The 21877-nt window shown below is 44.3% G+C and carries 18 protein-coding genes and 1 tRNA gene; 13 read left to right on the forward strand and 6 right to left on the reverse strand.

Annotated features, from left to right (window positions below; all coding sequences use genetic code 11):
• Window positions 1–18: 18 nt before the first annotated feature.
• Window positions 19–2292, reverse strand: a complete 2274-nt coding sequence (locus tag H6G17_RS34625; RefSeq protein WP_192157595.1) for an IMS domain-containing protein — start codon at window positions 2290–2292, stop codon at window positions 19–21.
• A gap of 410 nt (window positions 2293–2702) precedes the next feature.
• Here H6G17_RS34625 and pdhA point away from each other — a divergent pair, with 410 nt between their 5' ends.
• The 7 genes from pdhA to H6G17_RS12720 all read left to right on the forward strand — a co-directional run bounded on the left by pdhA (window position 2703) and on the right by H6G17_RS12720 (window position 9455).
• Entirely contained in the window at window positions 2703–3737 is a 1035-nt protein-coding gene (gene pdhA / locus H6G17_RS12690) for a pyruvate dehydrogenase (acetyl-transferring) E1 component subunit alpha (protein ID WP_192157597.1), read from the forward strand.
• Between the two features lie 90 nt (window positions 3738–3827).
• Entirely contained in the window at window positions 3828–4703 is an 876-nt protein-coding gene (locus H6G17_RS12695; RefSeq protein ID WP_192157599.1) for an aldose epimerase, read from the forward strand.
• Window positions 4704–4793: 90 nt separating this feature from the next.
• Window positions 4794–4867: transfer RNA gene (locus H6G17_RS12700), tRNA-Pro, on the forward strand.
• 66 nt (window positions 4868–4933) lie between these two features.
• A complete protein-coding gene (locus H6G17_RS12705; protein ID WP_192157601.1) occupies window positions 4934–5224 on the forward strand; it encodes a hypothetical protein in 291 nt (96 codons plus the stop codon).
• Window positions 5225–5354: 130 nt separating this feature from the next.
• The gene (locus tag H6G17_RS12710) at window positions 5355–6137 is read left to right on the forward strand and encodes a Tic22 family protein (protein ID WP_192157651.1); all 783 of its coding nucleotides are present in this window, start codon (window positions 5355–5357) and stop codon (window positions 6135–6137) included.
• Between the two features lie 15 nt (window positions 6138–6152).
• Window positions 6153–7046, forward strand: a complete 894-nt coding sequence (prmC, locus tag H6G17_RS12715) for a peptide chain release factor N(5)-glutamine methyltransferase (RefSeq protein ID WP_192157603.1) — start codon at window positions 6153–6155, stop codon at window positions 7044–7046.
• Window positions 7047–8000: 954 nt separating this feature from the next.
• Entirely contained in the window at window positions 8001–9455 is a 1455-nt protein-coding gene (locus tag H6G17_RS12720) for a hypothetical protein (RefSeq protein WP_192157605.1), read from the forward strand.
• A 33-nt stretch (window positions 9456–9488) separates the two neighbouring features.
• Here H6G17_RS12720 and H6G17_RS12725 read toward each other — a convergent pair whose 3' ends face one another.
• Together H6G17_RS12725 and petJ are read right to left on the reverse strand one after the other, a co-directional pair.
• The gene (locus H6G17_RS12725; protein WP_192157607.1) at window positions 9489–11087 is read right to left on the reverse strand and encodes an Hsp70 family protein; all 1599 of its coding nucleotides are present in this window, start codon (window positions 11085–11087) and stop codon (window positions 9489–9491) included.
• A 194-nt stretch (window positions 11088–11281) separates the two neighbouring features.
• The gene (gene petJ, locus H6G17_RS12730) at window positions 11282–11635 is read right to left on the reverse strand and encodes a cytochrome c6 PetJ (protein ID WP_192157653.1); all 354 of its coding nucleotides are present in this window, start codon (window positions 11633–11635) and stop codon (window positions 11282–11284) included.
• Window positions 11636–11831: 196 nt separating this feature from the next.
• On the opposite strand from petJ, the gene H6G17_RS12735 reads away from it, so the two are divergent.
• The 3 genes from H6G17_RS12735 (at window position 11832) to H6G17_RS12745 (ending at window position 14706) form a co-directional block, all read left to right on the forward strand.
• Complete coding sequence (locus H6G17_RS12735) at window positions 11832–12425, forward strand: Uma2 family endonuclease (protein WP_192157609.1); 594 nt, start codon at window positions 11832–11834, stop codon at window positions 12423–12425.
• Between the two features lie 105 nt (window positions 12426–12530).
• A complete protein-coding gene (locus H6G17_RS12740; RefSeq protein ID WP_192157611.1) occupies window positions 12531–14051 on the forward strand; it encodes an alpha/beta fold hydrolase in 1521 nt (506 codons plus the stop codon).
• Window positions 14052–14106: 55 nt separating this feature from the next.
• Entirely contained in the window at window positions 14107–14706 is a 600-nt protein-coding gene (locus tag H6G17_RS12745) for an MBL fold metallo-hydrolase (RefSeq protein ID WP_192157613.1), read from the forward strand.
• A gap of 35 nt (window positions 14707–14741) precedes the next feature.
• Here the strand turns inward: H6G17_RS12745 and H6G17_RS12750 are convergent, their stop codons facing one another.
• Together H6G17_RS12750 and H6G17_RS12755 are read right to left on the reverse strand one after the other, a co-directional pair.
• The gene (locus H6G17_RS12750; RefSeq protein ID WP_192157615.1) at window positions 14742–15341 is read right to left on the reverse strand and encodes a hypothetical protein; all 600 of its coding nucleotides are present in this window, start codon (window positions 15339–15341) and stop codon (window positions 14742–14744) included.
• Between the two features lie 78 nt (window positions 15342–15419).
• Window positions 15420–16397 (reverse strand): zinc ABC transporter substrate-binding protein, encoded by a 978-nt coding sequence (locus H6G17_RS12755; RefSeq protein ID WP_192157620.1) that lies wholly within the window; start codon window positions 16395–16397, stop codon window positions 15420–15422.
• A 52-nt stretch (window positions 16398–16449) separates the two neighbouring features.
• Between H6G17_RS12755 and H6G17_RS12760 the strand changes: the two genes are divergently transcribed.
• A complete protein-coding gene (locus H6G17_RS12760) occupies window positions 16450–17196 on the forward strand; it encodes a metal ABC transporter ATP-binding protein (protein WP_192157621.1) in 747 nt (248 codons plus the stop codon).
• 10 nt (window positions 17197–17206) lie between these two features.
• Window positions 17207–18088: a metal ABC transporter permease gene (locus H6G17_RS12765; RefSeq protein ID WP_192157622.1), complete on the forward strand. Its 882-nt coding sequence runs from the start codon at window positions 17207–17209 to the stop codon at window positions 18086–18088.
• A gap of 43 nt (window positions 18089–18131) precedes the next feature.
• Here H6G17_RS12765 and H6G17_RS12770 read toward each other — a convergent pair whose 3' ends face one another.
• Window positions 18132–18455 (reverse strand): hypothetical protein, encoded by a 324-nt coding sequence (locus tag H6G17_RS12770; RefSeq protein WP_192157624.1) that lies wholly within the window; start codon window positions 18453–18455, stop codon window positions 18132–18134.
• 412 nt (window positions 18456–18867) lie between these two features.
• Between H6G17_RS12770 and H6G17_RS12775 the strand changes: the two genes are divergently transcribed.
• The gene (locus H6G17_RS12775; RefSeq protein ID WP_192157626.1) at window positions 18868–21615 is read left to right on the forward strand and encodes a hybrid sensor histidine kinase/response regulator; all 2748 of its coding nucleotides are present in this window, start codon (window positions 18868–18870) and stop codon (window positions 21613–21615) included.
• Window positions 21616–21877 lie beyond the last annotated feature (262 nt).

Genomic DNA, 21877 nt, shown 5'->3' on the forward strand with positions numbered 1-21877 from the left:
TGCTAATCGCTAAAACTGCTATTTCAGCACCTTCATAGTCTGAATTCGCCAATTACCATTTTGGCGCACTAAGTTGTACTGCACGCGCAGCTTTTCATTATAAGAAGCAGCTCGATTCAGGCGGTTTCTTTCGTAAACTTGGGCTACTTCTACAACTGTCGCTTCTACCTGGGCGCGAGCGCTGTTTTTTGGATCATTTTTCACGCCATTGACCTGAAGGCTGTGCTTGTAGCGCCGGACGCGGCGATTGAGCATATCGTCTTGAACGCGCTTTTGCCACTGAGATAAAGCTGGTTCGACCAAAATTTGCTTTAATTTATCTGTTGTGTGTTCCGAGCCAAAAGCCGCCGCTTTTGCCGCTAGCCAAGCTTGAACGACTGGAGCAGCCGTATCCCGATTCAGATTCGCTGGTTTGGGTACTGCTGGCTTTGGCTGCGGTCGAGGAATTGCTACAGGCGGTTGGTTCAACTCTACGACTAGTCGTTCTGAGACGACAGGTGGCTGTTGGGCTATGGGTGGAGTTGCGGTTCTGTGGAATAAGGCGAAGATTTGACTGGTGAGAAACCACAAGACAGCTAGACCGAGAGTTCCACCACCTAACAGTATTGCCAAACGACCGAGCTTGAGAGACCCAAAGCCGAGCGCTCCAGTGGGGCGATCCTTGCCACGATCGTGACTCCCTCGCCGTGGCGGACGATTTTGTGAATTGCGGCGCTGGCGAGGTGGTGCAGCTTTTTCCACCCCAGAAGTTGCCTTCGTAGCACTTGAGCTTGCCGTCACTGGCTCTGGATTGGACAACACAGCCACAGTTCCTTGAGAGGAGTTTTCATCTCCTCTGCCCCCTAGCTCCCCTGCTCCTCTGCTGGTTGCGGCACTAGCTGCGATCGCCTGTCGTTGTCCGTTTCTGGCTGCTACCTGCTCGTTTCCGTCCGTAGCGCGGTCTGCTGGAGCGACAAACTGGTATTCTGCGATCGCATAGTCGGGCTGGCTTGGTAAAGCTTCTAAGTATTCCTGCACGCCAGGATCGGCAAAATAGTCTTTGAGCGAAGCCGTTCGAGTCGCCAAATCGCGAAAGTGAGGAAAGACTTCTGTTTGTAACCACGTTTCGCTGTACAAACACAAACCAGGCAGAAGATCGGGCGCACCTTGAGAATTTTTGCGGATAACGGCTAGAGGTTCTTCTTCTTGACTGTGTTGAAGGGCTTCAGTTGCTTCTACTGTTTGACCTAGTAGCAGAGAGCAGATTGCTTGTTCTAAATATAAATCTTGGCGTTTTCCCAACCGCAGCAGCAGGATTTTTGCTTGGTGAATCAATGCGGGCATTCGTGCCGCAAACCCCCTGGCAATGGAGGCGTAGACAGCTAAATACGTTGCTACTGCTGAAGGACGCTGGCTTTCTGCTTCAAATAGACTTTGTTGTTCTGCCGCTGTGAGGTAGTCTCGTAGTTGTTGAATAAAGCCGAGAAAATCCTCAATACTCAGACCCGAACCATCATTGCCAGTACCTTCAATCCCATGGCGATCGCGCAAAATGTCCTGTAACAGTTGTAACCCTCGCTGCCTTTCAGCAATGTGAGATTCGGGTTGCGATACTAATTCTAGAATGCGATAGGGGCGCAGTTTCTCTAGGTCGGCAGCAATTTCTGCCGCAGTATTGGGAAATAGCCCTTCTCGTTCTAACAAGCTATACCCTGCTTGGAGAGAAACAGCTGCATTTTCATACCGATCGTTCTGCCATTGTTCTCGTCCTTGTTGTAGATAAGCAAGAGCCACGGCTAGGACAATATCAGGGCGATCGCTTTGAGCGTCGCTATCTGCTTCAAGATCGCTATTGCTAAGGAAAGACTGACCTAAGTTCAATACTAGTTCGCATTCTCCTGCATCTTGCAGAATTATCAGCGCTCCGATCAGCAGCTCGTCAGCAATTTCAATACTGAGGCGATCGGTTTCAGGTTCAAGTTCAAAATTACGCTCGAAACGCTTAGATGGCGCGTTCGCATCTTCATCAAGTTCGCCATCCGCAGCACCATTCATCACCCCACTATTTGCTAATTCATCGGCAGAGGCACGATATTCAGCATCGTAGCGCTGTCGCTGTTGGGGATCGGACAGGACTCGATAGGCAAGAGAGATGAGTTGATTGCGAATGTCGATCGCTGTCAGCGAATACTCGCGTTGCGGCAGCTGCGCGGTGCGATCGCGGTAAGCTTGTTGCAACTGTTCCGCACTCATCGGCTGAAAAAAATTGGGTGGTAGTCCCAAAATGCGATAGTAATCTAATGGAACGCGCACAGTTAAGCTCCCCTGCACCGTGAGAAAATTAGTAGTTTATTTATATCGAGATGTCGAGCAGCAACGTTTTTCCATTTTAGTAAAACGTGCCTATATGATAACTTGTGGATTTTAATCTCAAAGTTATTTTATCTACCAGCTTGAAGCATGGATCGTTGAGTCGTTGCGAACTGAAATTTTACTTAATAGAGGGAGCAGGGAGCAGGGAGTAAGGAGTAGGGAGGAGAAGAGAGAGTCGCCCAGATGAGGGGGCTGAGGGAGAAAACAACCAATTACCAATTACCAACTACCAACTACCACTTCCCCACACCCCACACCCTTTCTTCACTGACAACTGATAACTGATAACTGATAACAGGTTATCTTAAAAAATAATTTCATTTAAGCGATCGCAAAGGTATTACATAGTAATGGTTCAGGAGCGGACTTTACCTGTTTTTCACGCTGCTACAGCCCAAATCACTAGAGAAAAAGGGTTGGAGCTTTACGAGGATATGGTTTTGGGGCGCATGTTTGAAGATAAATGCGCCGAAATGTATTATCGCGGTAAGATGTTTGGCTTCGTTCACCTATATAACGGTCAAGAAGCCGTCTCTTCTGGCGTAGTCAGGGCAATGCGACCGGGAGAAGACTACGTTTGCAGCACTTATCGCGATCACGTCCATGCTCTCAGTGCGGGAGTTCCCGCTAAAGAGGTGTTGGCAGAGCTATTTGGTAAGGCTACAGGCTGTAGTAAAGGGCGTGGCGGTTCGATGCATATGTTTTCTGCCGAGCATCGCGTGCTGGGCGGCTATGCTTTTGTCGCTGAAGGCATCCCTGTCGCCGCAGGTGCAGCATTTCAGTCTAAGTATCGTCGCGAAGCACTAGGAGATGCAACCGCTGACCAAGTGACGGCTTGCTTTTTTGGCGATGGAGCCTGCAACAACGGTCAGTTCTACGAAACGCTAAATATGGCGGCTTTGTGGAAATTACCGATTTTATTTGTCGTCGAAAATAATAAGTGGGCGATCGGGATGGCGCACGAACGGGCAACTTCCCAGCCAGAAATTTATAAAAAAGCCAGCGTGTTTGGCATGGAGGGAGTGGAAGTAGACGGAATGGACGTGCTAGCAGTCCACGCCGTAGCCAGAGAAGCTGTAGCCCGCGCCCGTGCTGGGGAAGGACCCACTCTGATTGAAGCCCTTACCTACCGTTTTCGAGGTCACTCCCTCGCCGATCCTGATGAGCTGCGTACCAAGACAGAAAAAGAGTTTTGGTTTGCTCGCGATCCAATTACGAGATTAGCAGCTTACTTAGTCGAGCAAAACCTCGCCCAGCAGGAAGAACTCAAAGCGATCGATCGCAAAATTCAGCAGACCATTGACGAAGCCGTACAATTTGCTGAAAGCAGTCCCGAACCCGATCCCAGCGAACTTTATCGCTTCATTTTTGCCGAAGACGAGTAATTAGTCATTGGTCATTGGTCATTCGTCATTGGTTGTTACAAATGACAAATGACTATTGACAAGTGACAGCAAAAAGCGAGGACAAAATAGGTGTTTGAAGTTTCACAGCAAAAACAACAATACCAAACCTACGTTCTAACAGACTCATCCACTGATTCGCGGTTGGAAGTCGTGCCAGAGCGAGGTGGAATTATTACCCACTGGCGCGTCCAGGGACGAGAAATTCTCTACTTGGACGCAGAACGGTTTGCTCGTCCTGAAATGAGCATACGAGGCGGAATTCCGATTTTGTTTCCGATCTGCGGTAACTTACCGGATAACACCTATACGTATCAAGGACAGCAATACACGCTGAAGCAACATGGTTTTGCCCGCGATTTAGCTTGGGAAGTGACAAACTCTGAAGCTAAGGACGATAGTGCTAGCCTCACGCTCGTTCTCAATAGCAACGAGCAAACTCGCACGGTTTACCCGTTCGACTTCCAAGTAGAGTTTACCTATGAGTTTAAAGGTAACTGGCTGGGAATCTGGCAGCGATTTGTCAATCACTCGTCCGCTCCCATGCCATTTTCGACAGGACTACACCCTTATTTTCAAGTTGCCGATGCTGACAAAACGGCTTTGAAATTTGAGATCCCAGCAACTCAGTTTCAAAATCAAATTACTAAGGAAATGCACGCCTTCAGCGGGAATTTTGATTTCGAGCAAGAAGAACTCGATCTAGCTTTCCGACCGATCTCAAACCAAAAAGCGACTGTTAGCGACAATTCTCAGCATTTACAACTGACATGGAGCAGTAATTATTACGGTACGCTAGTTTTCTGGACAATTAAGGGTAAGGACTACTATTGTTTGGAGCCTTGGACAGCTCCACGCAATGCTTTAAATACGGGAACCGATCTGATTTATATCGAACCTGCTGGTGAAGTTCAAACTTGGGTCAATCTGGATATCACTTCTACTTAAGCTAGACCCATGCATAGTTTTCAATATCTTATCTAAACTTCTGAGTTAATTTGTGGGGTACTTGTGTTAATCTAGAAAGAGTGTCAGCTACGGGATGTAGCGCAGCTTGGTAGCGCGCCTGCTTTGGGAGCAGGATGTCGCAGGTTCAAATCCTGTCATCCCGATTTAGATTTACGGTTGAGGCGATGAGATCTTTCATAAGGTTGTCATTGGTCATTTGTGAATAGCTAGTGGAACCCGACTCTTTTCTTGCCACTGCTCCCTGTACGGGCGGGTTTAGCAACAGATTCACGAGTTTTGGCAATGAATCCTGGCTCAAAACCCGCCCCTACGAATCCCTACTCCCTGTACGGGCGGGTTTAGCAACAGATTCACGAGTTTTGGCAATGAATCCTGGCTCAAAACCCGCCCCTACGAATCCCTACTCCCTACTCCCTGCTCCCTTCTATTTACAAATCTGTTTAATTCTTAAAATATTTGCGGAACGCGAACAACGAGCGGAGTTATGCCGTCAGCAATAGTCAGTGGCGATCGCATTGGTTGAGTCAACCCTCTTGCCAAGACACTGCTACTATAACTACAACTAGTTGGGTGGGTATTTTTACCACCACTGGAAGAAACACAATCTGGTCATTGATGTCAGGAATACTCATGAAATCAGTTATAAAATTGATGATTCGCTGGAGTGCAACGTTAGGAGTGGTGGGAAGTACCATTATTGGTACGACGACAATGGGCGCTCTAGAAGTCTTGGCTTTGCCAGAACAACAAATCTTGCAAAAGCTTGGACCCGTGCCAATGTTTACAATCACGGATAATAAGGGCGCACCACTGGTAGCTTCCGTACCAGATCAAAAAGATAAATCGGGAGTCGCTGGAGTCTTTATCAATCGCCAAGACGCACAGGCTTTTATCGATCGCCTGAAGCAGAAAAATCCAGAGTTAGCGAAAAATGTCAGAGTTGTGCCTGTCTCTCTAGCAGAAGTTTACAAGCTAGAGCAAACAAATAAGAAAAAGCCTAATTCTCCCAACTTTGCCTTTGTCCCAGGACAGCAGCAGGTTGACGCTGCTAAAACATTACTACAGCAAAGCGGTCAAAAGCCGGAGCAATTTAAAGGAACGCCGTTATTTGTCGCTAAAGCTGGCAAGGAAAAAGGCTACCTCACAATTAAACAAGCAGATCAGCAAGTCATTCCTTTCTTTTTTAATAAGACTGAATTGCAGGCAATGCTAGAACGCTTTAAGAAACAGAAACCCGATCTCGCTTCGACAATTGAAATTCAAGTTGTCAATTTGGAGGGAGTATTGCAAGCAATGCAAACTCGCAACGACCAGGGTTTAAGTCAAATTGTTTTGGTTCCTCCCAAAGAATCAATTGACTTCGTGCGATCGCTTCAACCAGCAGCACCCAACCAACCAGCTAAAAAGCCTTAATGCCGAACAACCCAAATGAATACATCTGGTCTAGAACTGTGGCGATGGCGACAGCAGGCTGCAATAGATGCGATCGCGGCTGATGTCTCGTCTAAAGAACTAGATTGGTTGCTGCAAGAAGTCGCAGGGTTAGATACTCTTTCCCTGCGACTGGAGTTATATAAGTACCAACCGCAAATTCAGTTGAAGTTACCTTTAGCTGAGTTGGATCGATTGTGGCAAAGGCGGTTGCAAGAACGCTTACCAGTACAATACATTGCCCAGACTACGCCCTGGCGGGATTTTAAGCTAGTAGTTTCTCCCGCTGTTTTAATTCCGCGACCGGAAACGGAAATTTTAATCGATCTGGTAGTTGAAGCGGTTAACAAAAGTTTCGTGACTGGATTAGAACGGGGACATTGGGTCGATTTGGGTACGGGTAGCGGCGCGATCGCGATTGGGTTAGCTGCTGTTTTTCCGGCGGCTGAAGTTCATGCTGTCGATCTCAGTTCTGCGGCTTTAGCAGTTGCTCAAAGTAACGCTCGAAATTTAGGGTATGGCGATCGGCTAAAGTTTTATTTAGGGAATTGGTGGGAGCCGTTAGCATTTCTTCAAGGTCAAGTTTGCGGGATGGTGTCAAATCCGCCTTATATTCCTAGCAAATTGGTTCCTCAACTGCAACCAGAAGTCGCAAATCATGAACCGCATTCAGCTTTGGATGGTGGTGTAGATGGTTTGGATTGCATTCATCATTTGATTGCAACTGCGCCAAATTTTTTGCGATCGGGTGGTGTTTGGTTAATTGAAATGATGGCGGGACAGGCTGAAACTGTAAGCGAGTTGTTACAGCAGCAGGGGAGTTATATTGATATTCAAATTTATGCGGATTTAGCAGGGATTGAGCGTTTTGCTCTGGCTTATAGGCGGTGATGGATTTTGTGGGTCACGCAAAGGCGCAAAGGCGCAAAGTCTAATTTAAGTGTAGAGTAGGCAAAGTTTATCCTACTTATGTTTGATTATAAAAAGTCAGTTAACAAACACATGTCAAATAGAGTTTTTGGTTGTATTTTGAATCAAAGATAAATTACTCAGTGCAATTACCGAAATTCAGACAAGGAAAATTTTTATTCAAGTAGTGATATATTTAGCTAAATTATTGGATGTCAACTTGTGACCTATCATTTGATTAAAAATTGTTGAAAAGCAGTCTAAATAGGACTTGCAGATCGCTACTGTATTTTCATATAGTTAAAAAATTATAACAACTCGTCAAAATTACCGTAATTCTACTATTAGTAAGTTTGCGATCGCAACTGGATAAGTGTCACGCTGAATGAAACCCTCTGCTCCATCGGCTTTTAAGCATATCTGCGATTTGTTTTAGGCGAGCTAATACAGGTATTTTATTGATGTTTTCTACTTGACTAGCTTGAATTTCGGCTGATTTTATGCTTTATGTTCTTTCAAGTCTATAGCTGCAATCTACCCTGAAAAATTACCTACCCAATAAATCAGTAAATTTTCGCTTGAATGGATACTAGAGCAAGAATACTTTAGGTTTAGTTTAGCTTTTTAAAGCTGCTGTAAAGTAACCAATCTGCGTCTGTCAAAACTTAGATTTGCATGAGGTGTAATGATTCACAATTTATTCAATTCGTTACACTTGTCAATTGCTTAACCGCACTGAAATAAAGCGTTTTTAACCTACTTGAAAAGCTATTTGAATTAAACGCTCTGCCCCTAGTAACAATTTCTCTAATCAAAACTGCTGAGGGCGAAAGCAAGTGCAAATCTGCGTGACTTGTCCCACACTCGCACGAAATTCTAGTTGCGTTGAGTGATGCATGGGGCTGGCAGTCGCTTGTCAACTTATCAGGGTACAAGATGAATTTACACCAAAAGATTCAACACCTAGCTCAAAATAAATCGTTATTGCGATCGCTAAAGCCTAAAACAATTGCCTCTATTTTTGTTGCCTCGGCTCTCCTCTACACTCTGCCAGCACGGGCGCTAACAAGTTACTTAGGAATTAATAACGGCACTGGCTACAACACCGATCCAGAATATGTCGGTCGCTCTATCCAGCACACGAAGGACTTAAATTTAGAAGTCGCCCGTATGGGGATGGATGGTGTTGGCGGTTTCACAGAGGGCGCTGGTTTCAATTGGTCAGCTAGAGATGCAGCCATCGATCGGTATCTCAACGCCGGACTCAAAATTCATCTGGTACTATCGGCGCGGATGCACGTCAATCGAGACGGTAACTACGAGCAGTGGAAGGCAAATTTCCGTTATTTTGCTCGCAACGTCATGATGCGTTACAAAGGCAAGATTTCTTACTACATCATCGATAACGAACCCGACCTTGACTACGGTAACGGTAAGATGTCAGCTCAAGAATGCGTTGATATGACGCGGATTGCCTACGAAACAGCGAAAGAAATTGACTCGAACATCAAAATTGAATCGCCGCCCGTAATGGGAATTGAATCCGGTCTGTTAGACGAAATGTTAGATGCTGGGATTGCTGAGGTGAGCGACTATATCGGCTTGCACGCCTACGGCGGACAAATTTCCGAGAATCGCCTCGGACATCCTTGGCGAGTCTTAGAATCGCGTGGCATTCGCAAGCCTTTAGCAATCAGCGAATCGGGATCGATTAACGAGTATTGCAACGGTTCGCAGTATGAAACAGAAGACTGTCGCCGTCGATGGTTTGCTTATTTCGGACAACAATTGAAGCGGTTTGGTTACGACCACGCACTACTATTCGATCTGGACGGTCACGATAGCTGGGCTGTTGCCCCAGGTTTTAACCCAAGTAAGACATATCAGCAAATCAAAGATTTGAGCTTAAATGAAGCTCTGAATAATGCCGACTTTGAGTCTGACAACAATGTTGAAACAGGCTGGATACCGTTTGATAGCAACGATGTCTGGATTCTTGAAGGTGCTTCGCCCTACGTGAGTTTTGTCCGTAACGATAATGGCGGAGCGCACGGAGGAAACGGATATGTCAAACTCAATAACGGTAATGCTTCTCCAGATGCGCCAGTGAGAGTTCGGCGCATTGTCGGTCAGCTACCAAAGGGACAAAAAGTCAAAATTGGTGCTTGGGTGTATGTCAACGGTAAGGCATCAGCAACTCTGAAAGCATTAGGCTACGACTATCAAAATGGCGATGCCGAAATTTCAGCTACCTCAACCAAGAAAAATGGCTGGGAATACTTAGAGATTGAAGTCCCGATTTCGAGATACTGGACGGTTGTTGAACTAGGGACTTCGGGAACTGGCAATTCGGGAGACTATGTCAAGTGGGATGATGTCTCAATCGATTAATTGTTTGTAGAGGCGCTTCGCGCCTCTACAACTCTAGCTCAATTCTGCTACGATTCGATCTTCGAGTAAAGTTTGATTGGTGAGTAAATCCTCGACAGTCATTCGCAAGCAGCGCTGTGCGTCTACTTGAAACAGAACTTTAATCCGATCGCTCCCAGGATACCCAGGTGGGGTTAATTGGGCAATTTGCCTTGCCCCATCTCGGTCGTTAAGAGGTTGTACCTGTTTTTTTCCACCATCTAAACGGCGGGTAATCAGGCGATCGCCATCAAAATATACTTCCGTTCCGCCAGTCTCCGCCCCCAGCTCCCCTACAATGAGTTCGATACTGGGCTGATTATCTAATGATGCGCCCAAAACTAATTCTACCGGATTTGTCATCGGGTAAGGTTGCCCTGGATTAATAATTGGATGCCAGCTGTGACATTGATTTCTTCTGTCCCAATAACGGATACCGTAACTGTGATAGAGAAAATCTTTGACTTCCACGCCTTGACAAATCTGCAACGCACCTTGGGCGATCGCTTCAAACGGGCGATCGCAATGAATTTTTTCGGCAGGGAAATACTGTTGCACCCAAGTCTGCACGGCGGGCATTTGTGCTGTTCCACCCACCAACAATACCGCATCAATCTCTGTTACTTCTATCTCCTGTCGCAGTGCCTGTTGTAATAACTGCTGCATCGACTCGTCTAATTGCTCGAAAAATTGATGTTCTATCAAAATTTGCGTGAGGCGATCGCGGTCTAATTCTAATTCGTAACTCTCAAACGTCTCATCATTAAAATAAACTTCGCTGGCTTGCACCTGACTAGAAAGTTGAATCTTCACCCTTTCTGCCAAACGAGTTGTTAAAGGAGATACAGCTAATCCTCTCTCCTGAGCGAAATAATCGACAATCCAGTTATCGATATCAGTTCCGCCTAAATTTTGTCCTGCTTTTGCTAAGACACGGGCAGTTTTTACTTTCTGTCCAGATGTTTTAGCAAAAGATTTCTTGCCCCATTGCAACAAAAACCCCGTCTGTTTTTTGACAGCATTTCCACCATCTAAGCGAACTAGAGATAAATCTAAAGTACCACCGCCAAAATCAACGACCAATAAATTATCTCGCTCTGCCATGCCATATCCCAAAGCAGCAGCAGTAGGTTCGTCCAAAATTCGGACTTGTTCCACGGGTAAAGCACGACAGATTTCACCCAGCCACAAGCGATAAGCTTCAAAACTATCAACCGGGACTGTTAAGACTAAGGATTGCTCGTCTTCAGGGGCTTGAGTGGCTAATTTGTCAATAATTTGGCTCAAAAACCACTTTCCGACTCGTTCAAACGATACCGTCTCGCCATCCAGTTGAGGCAAAAAACCCTGAATATCCGTACCGATGCCGCGCTTAAAGCTGCGAAAAAATCGCGGATCGGTAGTTAAATCTAAACCGCGATCGCGTACTGTCTGTCCGATTAACACGCGATCGCTTGCCGCATCTTCTACATAAACCAAACTGGGAATCAGAGGTGGATTTTGACCCAACTGCTGAGATAAGCCTGGTAAACTCAAAGTTTCCGCTTGCTGCGTCACGGGATTCCAACGGGCTATACAAGTGTTACTCGTACCAAAATCGATTGCGATCGCCATGTTGAATCAATTATCAGTTATCGTAGGGGCGGGTTTTGAGCGAGGATTGATTGCCAAAGCCCGTGAATCTCGTGCTAAACCCGCCCGTACAGAAGTCAGGAATAATCGCGAATTCTAGATTTATCCTACCCTGTTGGGGATACAAGCTACGTTCTTTATTCCCTAGCCCCCAGCCCCTAACCTCTAACCCCTCTTCAGCGCCAGCCTGTTTCTGCTTGTTTCAAGACGTAGGCGGAGACTGCTTGAATTTCCTCTGCTGTCAAGCGATCTTTATAAGCTGACATATTGCCTTGACCGTTGGTGACAATATTAGCGATCGCCTCTACTGAATCCATGCCATATTTTTTCAAGGCTTTTTGTTTCAGATTCTTGCCGCGCCTGATGATATTACCACCGTTAATGTGACATCCCGCACATTGAGTTTCAAAGATTTTAGCTCCATTTGGCGCGTCTGCGGCTAAGGCTGGGGTAGAACAGGCGATCGCCATTTCTACGAGCATCACCAGTACTAAACCAAGTATTCGCTTTAATATTTGCTTGAATAACATTTTCATATGGAAAGGAAACTGTAACTAGCAACACCGCTATAAGCCAATATAAAGCGTGAAAGGTAAAGTCGGTGAAGGTAACATCTCAGACACTTTGCCTTCCCTTCCAGTGAAATGACATCATCCCAGCCAAACTTTATGGGCAGAACCGCTAATTTGAGAGGATGATGGAGAAAAGCAAGTTTGGGTTGCAGCCATGAGTCAGAGCATTTCTACGACTTCAAAACGGTTGACGTTTGAGGAATTTCTTGCCTACGACGATGGTACGGATACGCGCTATGAATTGGTGGATGGAGAATTAGTAGAAATGCCGACGGAATCGCATGAGAACTGCCAGATTGCAAAACTGTTAATGTTTGAATTGGCAAAATATGTTCCGATCGCACTTCTCAACCTCAAAGACGTTGAAATTGAAGTGAGCGGACGAGGAGCCAAAGTCCGGCTCCCTGATTTGCTTGTGCTGAGTGAAGAAGGATACGCAGCACTGCAAGGCAAAACCCGCAACATTATTACTCACGATATGCCACCGCCAATTCTCATTGTTGAAGTCGTTTCGCCTGGTGATGAGAACCGAACTCGCGATTATCGATATAAGCGCACGGAGTATGCAGCACGAGGTGTTGCCGAGTATTGGATTGTCGATCCTCAAGAACGGCGGATTACCGTGTGTCAGTGGGTAGACGGGCAGTACGAGGATAAAGTGTTTGCGGATGGAAATCGAATTGAATCAATCGTAATTCCAACATTTGAGCTAACAGCAGAACGGATATTCGCATTTGCTCAAAACTAGTTATGGCAAAGATCGTATCTCTACTTTCGTAAGGGCGGGTTCACCAAAAAACTCGGTTCTCAACTAATATTCTGAGTGAACCTGCTCCTACGATTCCCGCTCATCGTGACTCGCCAACGCTTATTTCTATTTATTATTGCAATACTCCTCATCGTACTTTCCTGGTGGCAAATTGCGGCTGCAAGAACTGGGCTAATCGTACAATCTCTTTCTAGGGATGGCATACCGATGCTGTATGTCGCACCAGTGCGATCGCCAAAAATGCCAGGAGTACTGATAGCTCATGGTTTTGCAGGTTCTAAGCAGTTAATGTTGGGTTATGCCTACACGCTGGCTCATGCAGGCTATGCGGTGATGTTGTGGGATTTTAGCGGGCATGGAGCTAATCATAAATCCTTGGCACGATCGCCACTCCAAGCCGATCTCGATACTGCATACAGAGCCTTACTCGCTCAGCCTAGAGTCGATCCGCAACGAGTCGCTGTATTGGGGCATTCGATGGGTAGTGGTGCGGCGATGACAGCAGCAATTCAACAAAGCGATCGCTTTACTGCTACAGTAGCAATTTCTCCTACTAAAGCCGCAGTCACACCCCAGGTTCCCGCTAACTTGCAACTACAGGCGGGAGATTGGGAACCGCGTTTTGTTGTCAATGCCCAACAGTTATTACAGCAAGCAGGGGGAGAAGGTCAAGGGCGATCGCTCATTATCATCCCCAATGCCGAACATATTACCATTCTCTTTCGCCAAGTTAGCCACCAAGCTGCTAAAACCTGGCTCGATCGCAGTTTTGGCATTCAAAACTCTAGCAACTATATAGATAATCGCATGAGTTGGTATGGCGTGCATTTATTTGCATGGATTCTGATCTTAGGTGCTGTTGCTCCAGTTATCTCACATGGGATATTACGTCAGCCACCGAGAATTTGGCGGCGCTTTCCTGCAAGAGGAGTATCAGATCTGCTGTTTCAAGCAGCAATTCAGGCTCACAATTCTGACATAGTTAGTAAAAGCGATCGCCTCAAAAGTTGGATCGGTCTAATCTTGAGTCCTTTAGGGGCAATTGGCATACTCGCATTAATCAACCGCAGTACGGACATTGCCAGCTTAGGTGGCGTGTTGGTAGGTGGTGCGTTGGGAATTTGGTTTTATGCGGCTGGTATCGTCTGGCTGTTGGCTAACTTGCGTTTACCGCGTTTGACTCTAGCAGGATTGGGATTGGGTTTAGGGCTGTTTCTCCTGCTGTGGGTTGCTTTTGGGGCGATGGCACAGATAGTCTGGTTACAGTGGTGGTTGGTTCCCGTTCGCTTGCAACTCTGGCTGTGGTTATCGTTGCTGTGTTTTCCCTGGCTGCTTGCTTCCGGTATTGCCCAAAGACAAAGTAGTATCAAAACCCGATTTATTTGGTGGTTGGGACAAAGTTTAGTCTTAGTCATAGGACTGTTGGCAACAATCCAAATGCTGCCCCAAATTGGTTTTATCTTCCTCTTGTTGCCTATCTTCCCCTTATTTTTGGCAATATTCGCGATCGCATCTGCCTCTGTCAAAGATGTTTGGGCTTATGCAATTGGATGTTCTCTATTTTTCAGTTGGGCGATCGCGGCTGCTTTTCCCCTGGTAGGATAACCTAAGCTTAAATTCAGTTGCCAATAATATCAGTGTTAGCAATCGAGAATGGCTTATGAAATCGTTGCATCGCCCAGATATGTATGCATGGTCGATTTTCGACCGCGATCGAAACATGGATTTCAATAGCTTTGTTTGGATTCGCCCCAAAGGTAATATTCTCATCGATCCTTTGGCATTATCAAACTACGATTTCGCTCGGCTCAATTCTTTTGGTGGTGCAGCTTGGATTATTATCACGAATTCCGACCACATCAGGGCAGCTAAAGGGATCGCCCATGTCACCGGAGCGAAAATTGCTGCCCCATTAGGTGAAAAAGAAACCTTCCCCATTGCGTGCGACTGCTGGCTGATGGATGGGGATGAGTTAGTCTCAGGGTTACAAGTTTTTGCTTTATCTGGTTCCAAAACTCTTGGGGAATTGGCACTGTTAATTGAAGGTAATACCTTAATTACAGGTGACTTAATCCGCGCCCCCAAAGCTGGTAGCCTGACAATTTTGCCCGATAATAAGCTCACGCACACAGCGGATGCTGTAGCCTCAGTCCGCCGCATTGCTGCGATCGATAGTATTGAAACCGTACTCGTAGGTGATGGTTGGTCGATTTTCCGCAATGGTAGCGATCGCCTCAAGGAACTAGCAGCAACGTTATGAGAGGGTGTAGGGTGTGGAGTGTGGGATACTACACCCTAATGCAGTTGGTTAGGATCTTCTAGAGTTATTGGGAGTTCGGTATTTTCGACTCGGTTAGGATCTTCAAAACTAGGGGGAAGTTCTGTATTTTCCGTTCTGTCGAGATCGTTCGCTCTTTCGGAAGTGCCTGCATCTCCAAATTCCTCTTCTACCACACAACCAGCTACAGAAACCGAATATTTACGACCTGTAGTGCTGATATCTCCAACTCTCACATTCACCTGATATGGTTGATTGTCGCGACGGGGAATGGCTGCAATTTTTAGCGGCTGACCTTCTAGCAGCCTCACAGAAGAATTGCGATAGAACTGATCCTTCGTACCATCGCTATATTTCAGGTAAACTGATATGTTGTACTTAGCAGTCTGTTCTGGCATCAAATCGACGACGAAGCGATCGAACGCAGCACCACCCGGTACGCCAAAATCGGTATTGTAGTTATTCCGAGAGATCAGCATTCCTGGTGCGGAAACAATTTTTCTCACCTGCGTCCCATCACCCCCGATCGCATTTAACGACTCACAGCTTTGACCGTAAGCAGGTACGCCACTAGCCAATAACCCTAAAATTCCCAACACAGCACAACGATAAAACACGCCCCAACCTCCTTCTGAGCTTTCTTCGCCAAAAGTCTACTAGAGATAACCATATTTTTTGGGAAATGTCAAGAAAGTTTATTTTATGAAGCGATACGGCACAGGCTTAGCCTCAAATGCCGCATAACTACCCCCTAATCCCTCGACAATCGTGCGAGTATTGGCAACTAGCATTTTTGAGTAAGTATCGCCGTCTGTTCCTGGTTCTCCTAAACCATCAGCGTAGAGTTCTCGCTCTGCAACTTTGACGTTTGCTTCCCTTGCTACAGCTTCAATCAGTTGCGGGTTAACTGTCTTTTCGGCAAATATTGTCGGAACGCCAGATTTTCTGATATCTTTGACGAGTTCTGCTACCCTGGCAGCTGTAGGTCTTTCTTCCGTGCTAATTCCTTGCAAGGCTCCTTCAATTGGAATTCCATAAGCATTTGCATAGTAACCCATTGCATCGTGGGTAGTAACTAATTTACGCTGCCCGAGTGGAATTGTCTGAATCTGGGATTTAATCCAAGTATCGATTTGTTTGAGTTCGCCCGTCAGTTGTTTAGTATTGCTGGTATATTTTGTGGCGTGATTCGGAAATGCTTTTGACAAGGAGTCAGCGATCGCATTGGCGATGCGAATACCGTTTTGGGCGTTATGCCAGACGTGCGGATCGGTAACGGTTTGTCCGTCTTCCTCAAGCTGTTGGGGTTTGGGAACGCCAATCTCATGTACTGCTACTTTAGGTGCGGGGTTAGAGGTGGCTTTGATTAGTTTAATTAGACCAGACTCAAAGTTGTAACCACCAGACAAAATTAATTCCGCTTGCTCGATCGCTTTGCTATCTTCTGGTTTCGGTTGATACAAGTGAGGGTCAGCACCAGGCTCGATTAAACATTTTAAGTCTATGGTGTTTGCCGCGATTTCTTGAGTTAATCCGCAGGTAACGCTGTTAGTTGCAACTACAAGTGGTAAGTTATTTTTCTGCGCGATCGCCTCATCCCCTTTGAGATTCAATCCAGCTAGACCGAGTGCCATCGCAAAGGTCGCTATAGATTTGACAGACAACTTTAACATCTTCTTTTCGAGCTTGAGTGATAATGATTATCATTGTGCTATAAGAAGGCGTATGTTAGAAGTCCAACATTTAACCGTCAGCTATCGAGGTGTATCTGCTGTTGAAGATGTCAGTTTTCGCCTGCAACCAGGACAAATCGTTGGCGCGATCGGTCCTAATGGTGCGGGTAAAAGCACGATGGTCAAGGCAATGTTGGGTTTAGTACCGACTGTAAGTGGAGTGGTAAAGTACCGCGATCGCGCCTTACAACAACAGCTGAATGCAGTAGCATATGTTCCCCAACGCACGCAAATTGACTGGGATTATCCCGTGACCGTGTGGAACGTTGTCATGATGGCGCGGACAAGACAGACGGGATGGTGGCGCGAACCCAATCGTCAATCTAAGCAAATTGTCGCTACCGCTATAGATCGAGTTGGGATGTGGGAACTGCGTCACAGACAAATTGGGGAGTTATCCGGCGGACAACAGCAGCGAGTATTCTTGGCGCGATCGCTAGCACAGGAAGCAGAATTATTCTTTTTTGACGAGCCATTTGTTGGTATCGACAAGAAAACCGAAACAATTATGTTTGATGTATTTTCCGAATTGAAATTGCAAGGTAAAACACTCTTAGTTATTACCCACGATCTTGCTACGACATTAATAAAATGCGATCGACTTCTATTATTAAACTGTCAGTTAATCGCCAATGGTTCTCTCAAAGAAGTTGCGACAACAGCCAACATTCAACGCGCCTACGGTGACAGCATTTTGTCAATTCGGAATTTGGAATTGGTAGCCATCACGAACAAATGACAAATGACAAATGACTAACTTATTAATCGAACCGCTAAGTTTTGAATTTATGCGTTTAGCGCTAGTAACAGCAATTTTACTAGGTATACTTTGCTCAGTTATCGGCACTTACTTAATCGTACAACGGATGGGTTTATTAGGAGATGTTATCGCTCATGCAGTGTTACCAGGGCTAGCGATCGCATTTTTTCTAGGAATTGATATATTTGTCGGTGCGTTTATCTCCGGTACGCTCAGCACGTTTGTCATCTCTTGGATTCAGTCTCAGTCTCGAATCAAAGTTGATGTCGCAATGGCGTTAGTTTTTTCGGGCTTTTTGGCATTAGGAATTACACTCATTACCGCACTCAAAAGTAAACTAGACCTACATCAGTTTCTCTTTGGCGATATTTTAGGAGTCACGACAACTGATGTATGGAGAACCTTAGCGATCGCCATCATTATATTGCTTTTAGTTAAGCTATTCTACAAAGAATTATTATTTTATACTTTCGATCCCTTAGGCGCTCAATCTGTCGGTCTTCCAGTCAATTTAATTCACTTAGGCTTAACGGCTGCTATTACCTTAACAATTATTGCGAGTATGCAAGCAGTGGGTATAGTATTAGTTGTTTCGCTTTTAATTGGACCTGGAGCTACAGCTTACTTACTCGTGAAAGAATTACATCAAATGATGATTTTTGGAGCAGTTATTGGGATTCTTAGTAGTACCACTGGAATGTATTTTAGCTACTACTTTAATGTTCCCTCTGGTGCAGCAATTGTCTTAGTAGTTTCAGGATTATTTGTATTAGCGCTATTATTCAGCCCATCTCAAGGTATTTTGACCCAGCCAGCAGTAGCAAATCGTTCTTTTTCAATCTTACGTCAATTCAAACAATCGAAAAAATGAATTTAAAAATTGTAGAGACGTTACATGTAACGTCTCTACACTATCAAAGCGGTAGCTTACCTTGTAATTGCTGAACTGCAACGATACAACTAGAACAGTCACAGCCATATCTTTGAATTGCAGCCTGCGACTCTTCATCAGTGAAATCTAAAGTCGGAACTTCATCTTTTGATGGAGTTTCTGTAACATTGGTAAAAGGTTTAGGAGTTGGGCGATCGAATACTATGTCAACTAAGGGAGGAGATACCGATTTTGAGGTATCGTTAGGTTGAGTAACAATTTCTCTAGCCTGAGCTGGATCGGGAGCTATAAGTATCAATGCCATGAGCGTGGGACAGGCAAATAAGGCTAATTTAGATAACTTCATAAGTCACGCCATAAAGAATTATCTGGTTGGCGCAGATCATAACTGATTTAAGCTATTTTGTAAACATCTTTTTTGTAATTATCTAAAATTTATTTATCACAGAAAAGGAATCGATTGCCGCGCTTATGTCTAGATTTACAAACGCGATCGTCGATCGCTTTTTTTGAGGTTGAATATTTACTTTTTTTAGTGTTAATTATTTAACCTTATTTTAGAGAAGATCGTAACTAAAGTACTAAATGACTTTAATTTCTAGCTGCAAATATTAAAAGCAAGTGAAAATTTCTCACTTATGCAGCCAAATAGGTTTATGAATAAGGCTTTATATAGAACGCTCGTTAGGAGCTATTTATTTCCGTAGAATAATTTTATTGTCGATAGAAGAATCTTTCATCTATGAAAGTTGTAGACTATGCGGGATTCCATTACTACCGATTCTAAAAAGCTACCAGTGCGCCTGATTCTAGTCGTGCCGTTTGTGTTCCAAATCTTTGCTGCTGTGGGACTAGTAGGATATTTCTCCTTCCGAAATAGCCAACAGACAATAAACGACCTAGCTAATCAGCTAATGACAAAAGCTAGCCGACTTGTTAACGAACACCTTAACACTTATCTAGCTACCCCACATCAAATTAATAAAATTAACGCCGATGCGGTAGAACTAGGACATTTGAACTTGCAAAACTATCCCAGCCTAGAACATTATTTCTGGAAACAGTTGCAGGTATTTAATGTTGGCTACATTTCTTATGCAACAATAAAAGGTGAATATGCAGCAGCTGGCTATTACAAAAATCCCAAGAAGGCTGTAATTGATGAAGTCTCTCCAGCTACCAAAGGAAAAGGTTACGTATATGCTACAGATAGTCGTGGCAATCGTACTAAGTTAATTGAGATTATATCAGGTTACGATCCGCGATCGGAGGCTATTTTTCAAGATACAGCGCGAGTAGGTAAACCGACTTGGAGTCAGGTTTATGCTTGGGATAGCGATCCAGATATTTTATCGGTTGCGGCTGGCTATCCAATTTACAACAAAAATAAAGCATTGCTAGGAGTTATTAGCGCCGATCTGCGCCTAACTCAGATTGGGGATTTCTTGCGCCGTATACATGTGAGCCAGTCAGAAAAAATTTTCATTGTCGAACGGAATGGATTAGTCGTAGGAAGTTCGAGTTCTGAACCGCCATATACTATTGTTAATGGCAAAGCACAGCGTCTTAATTTCCTCAACAGTCGCGATCGCTTAATTCAATCTACAGCACGATATTTACAAACTAAGTTTGACAGCCTAAAACAGATTCGACATAGCCAACAGCTAGAGTATGTGCTAAAAGGAAATCGCCAGTTCGTCCGAGTGACACCGTGGCAAGATAAATACGGTTTGGACTGGTTAGTGGTTGTCGTTGTGCCTGAATCTGATTTCATGGCACAAATTAACGTTAACACTCGTACGACAATATTGCTCTGTTTGGGAGCATTAGCGATCGCTACAGCAATTGGTGTTTATACTTCTCGTTGGATTACTCAACCAATTTTAAAGCTGAGTCGAGCCAGTCAGGAAATTGCTGCTGGAAATTTAGCGCAAACAGTCACAGTTAAAGGTATTCAAGAACTCGATATTTTAGCTAAGTCCTTTCACAAAATGGCAGGACAATTGCAAGAATCTTTTGCAGCTTTAGAAAAGACAAATCAAGCATTAGAACAGCGCGTGAGCGAACGTACTCTCCAACTACAATTAGCAAAAGAGGCTGCTGATGCTGCGAATCAAGCCAAAAGTGAATTTCTGGCTAATATGAGCCATGAACTACGGACTCCGTTAAATGGGATTTTAGGTTACGCTCAAATTCTCCAACGTTCAAGAATTACAGAGCAAGAACATAAAGGAATTAGTATTATTTCTCAGTGTGGCAATCATCTCCTTACCCTAATTAATGAGATTCTCGATCTTTCAAAAATTGAAGCGCGCAAGATGGAGCTTTATCCCATTGAATTTCATTTTCCTTCTTTTCTACAAGGGGTAGTAGAAATTTTTAGCGTTCGTGCCGAGCAAAAGAAAATTAATTTTGTTTATAGTTCCGAAGGCGAATTACCTTCTGGAATTTATACAGATGAGAAGCGTTTGCGACAGGTATTAATTAACTTGCTCGGTAATGCAATTAAATTTACAGAGCGCGGGGAAGTTAAATTTATAGTTAAAAGCCGAAAACTCGAAAATTTAAATTATCAGGTAAGGTTTCAAATCGAGGATACTGGTGTAGGCATGACAGCCGAACAATTAATAAAGATTTTTTTACCCTTCGAGCAAGCGGGAGATAATAAATACCAAGCGCAAGGAAGTGGTTTAGGACTGGCAATTACCCAAAAGATTGTTTCTTTGATGAAGAGTACCATTCAGGTATCTAGTCAAATAGGAAAAGGTAGTATTTTTTGCTTCGATCTAGAATTGACTGAAACTACAAGATGGTTGGACATAGCTAGGCTAAGGTCTCAAAGTAAAATTGTTGGTTTTCATGGTAACAAACAGAAAATTTTGGTGGTTGACGATCGCTGGGAAAATCGTTCTGTTTTAATCAGTCTTTTAGAGCCAATTGGATTTGAAATAGCAGAAGCTGAAAACGGTCGAGAAGGTTTAGAAAAAGCGGATAAATTTCATCCCGATCTCATTATTACTGACTTAGTAATGCCACTGATGGATGGCTTTGAAATGTTACAGAGAATTCGCGTCTCAGAGCAACTTTCTGGAATTGTCGCGATCGCCTCTTCTGCTAGTGTATTTGAAACCAATCAATACCGTAGTTTAACTGCTGGAGCCAATGAATTTTTACCCAAACCAATACAAGCAGAAGTTTTATTGGAAATGTTGCGATCGCATTTAAATTTAACCTGGATTTACGAACAACAAGAAAATCAAAAATTATTGGCAATTCACGACTACGCTAGCCAGCTTCATCAAACCGAGCTGCCTCCAGATGATATCTTGACTCAACTATACGAACTCGTCAAAAAAGGCGATCTCGATAAAATTTTAACTGTAGCCTATCAATTAGAAAAGTTAAACGATAAATATCTATATTTTGCTCAGCAGATCGTTCAGTTGACCGAAAGCTTTCAAGTTAAGAAACTACGACAATTATTGCAAAAATATCTAGAAGGTTGAATATATAATACTCGCTAGATTCTCTATTATAGCAATCCGCTTTGATTTAGGAAAGTAGAATAATCTTCTATTATGTCATAGCAAATATTAATAATAGTACAGTAGGGTGTGTTATCGCGGCGCGTAACGCACTCCTTACGAATAAGTGGTGCGTTACGCCTAACGCACCCTACGTAGATTTCAAAAATCAAATATGAGTCCTATAACAAACATTAATAATAATAATAGATAATTTTCTATTGTTTGCAAAATATTTATGAAT

It is taken from the genome of Chroococcidiopsis sp. [FACHB-1243] (assembly GCF_014696895.1).
GTDB lineage: Bacteria > Cyanobacteriota > Cyanobacteriia > Cyanobacteriales > Chroococcidiopsidaceae > Chroococcidiopsis.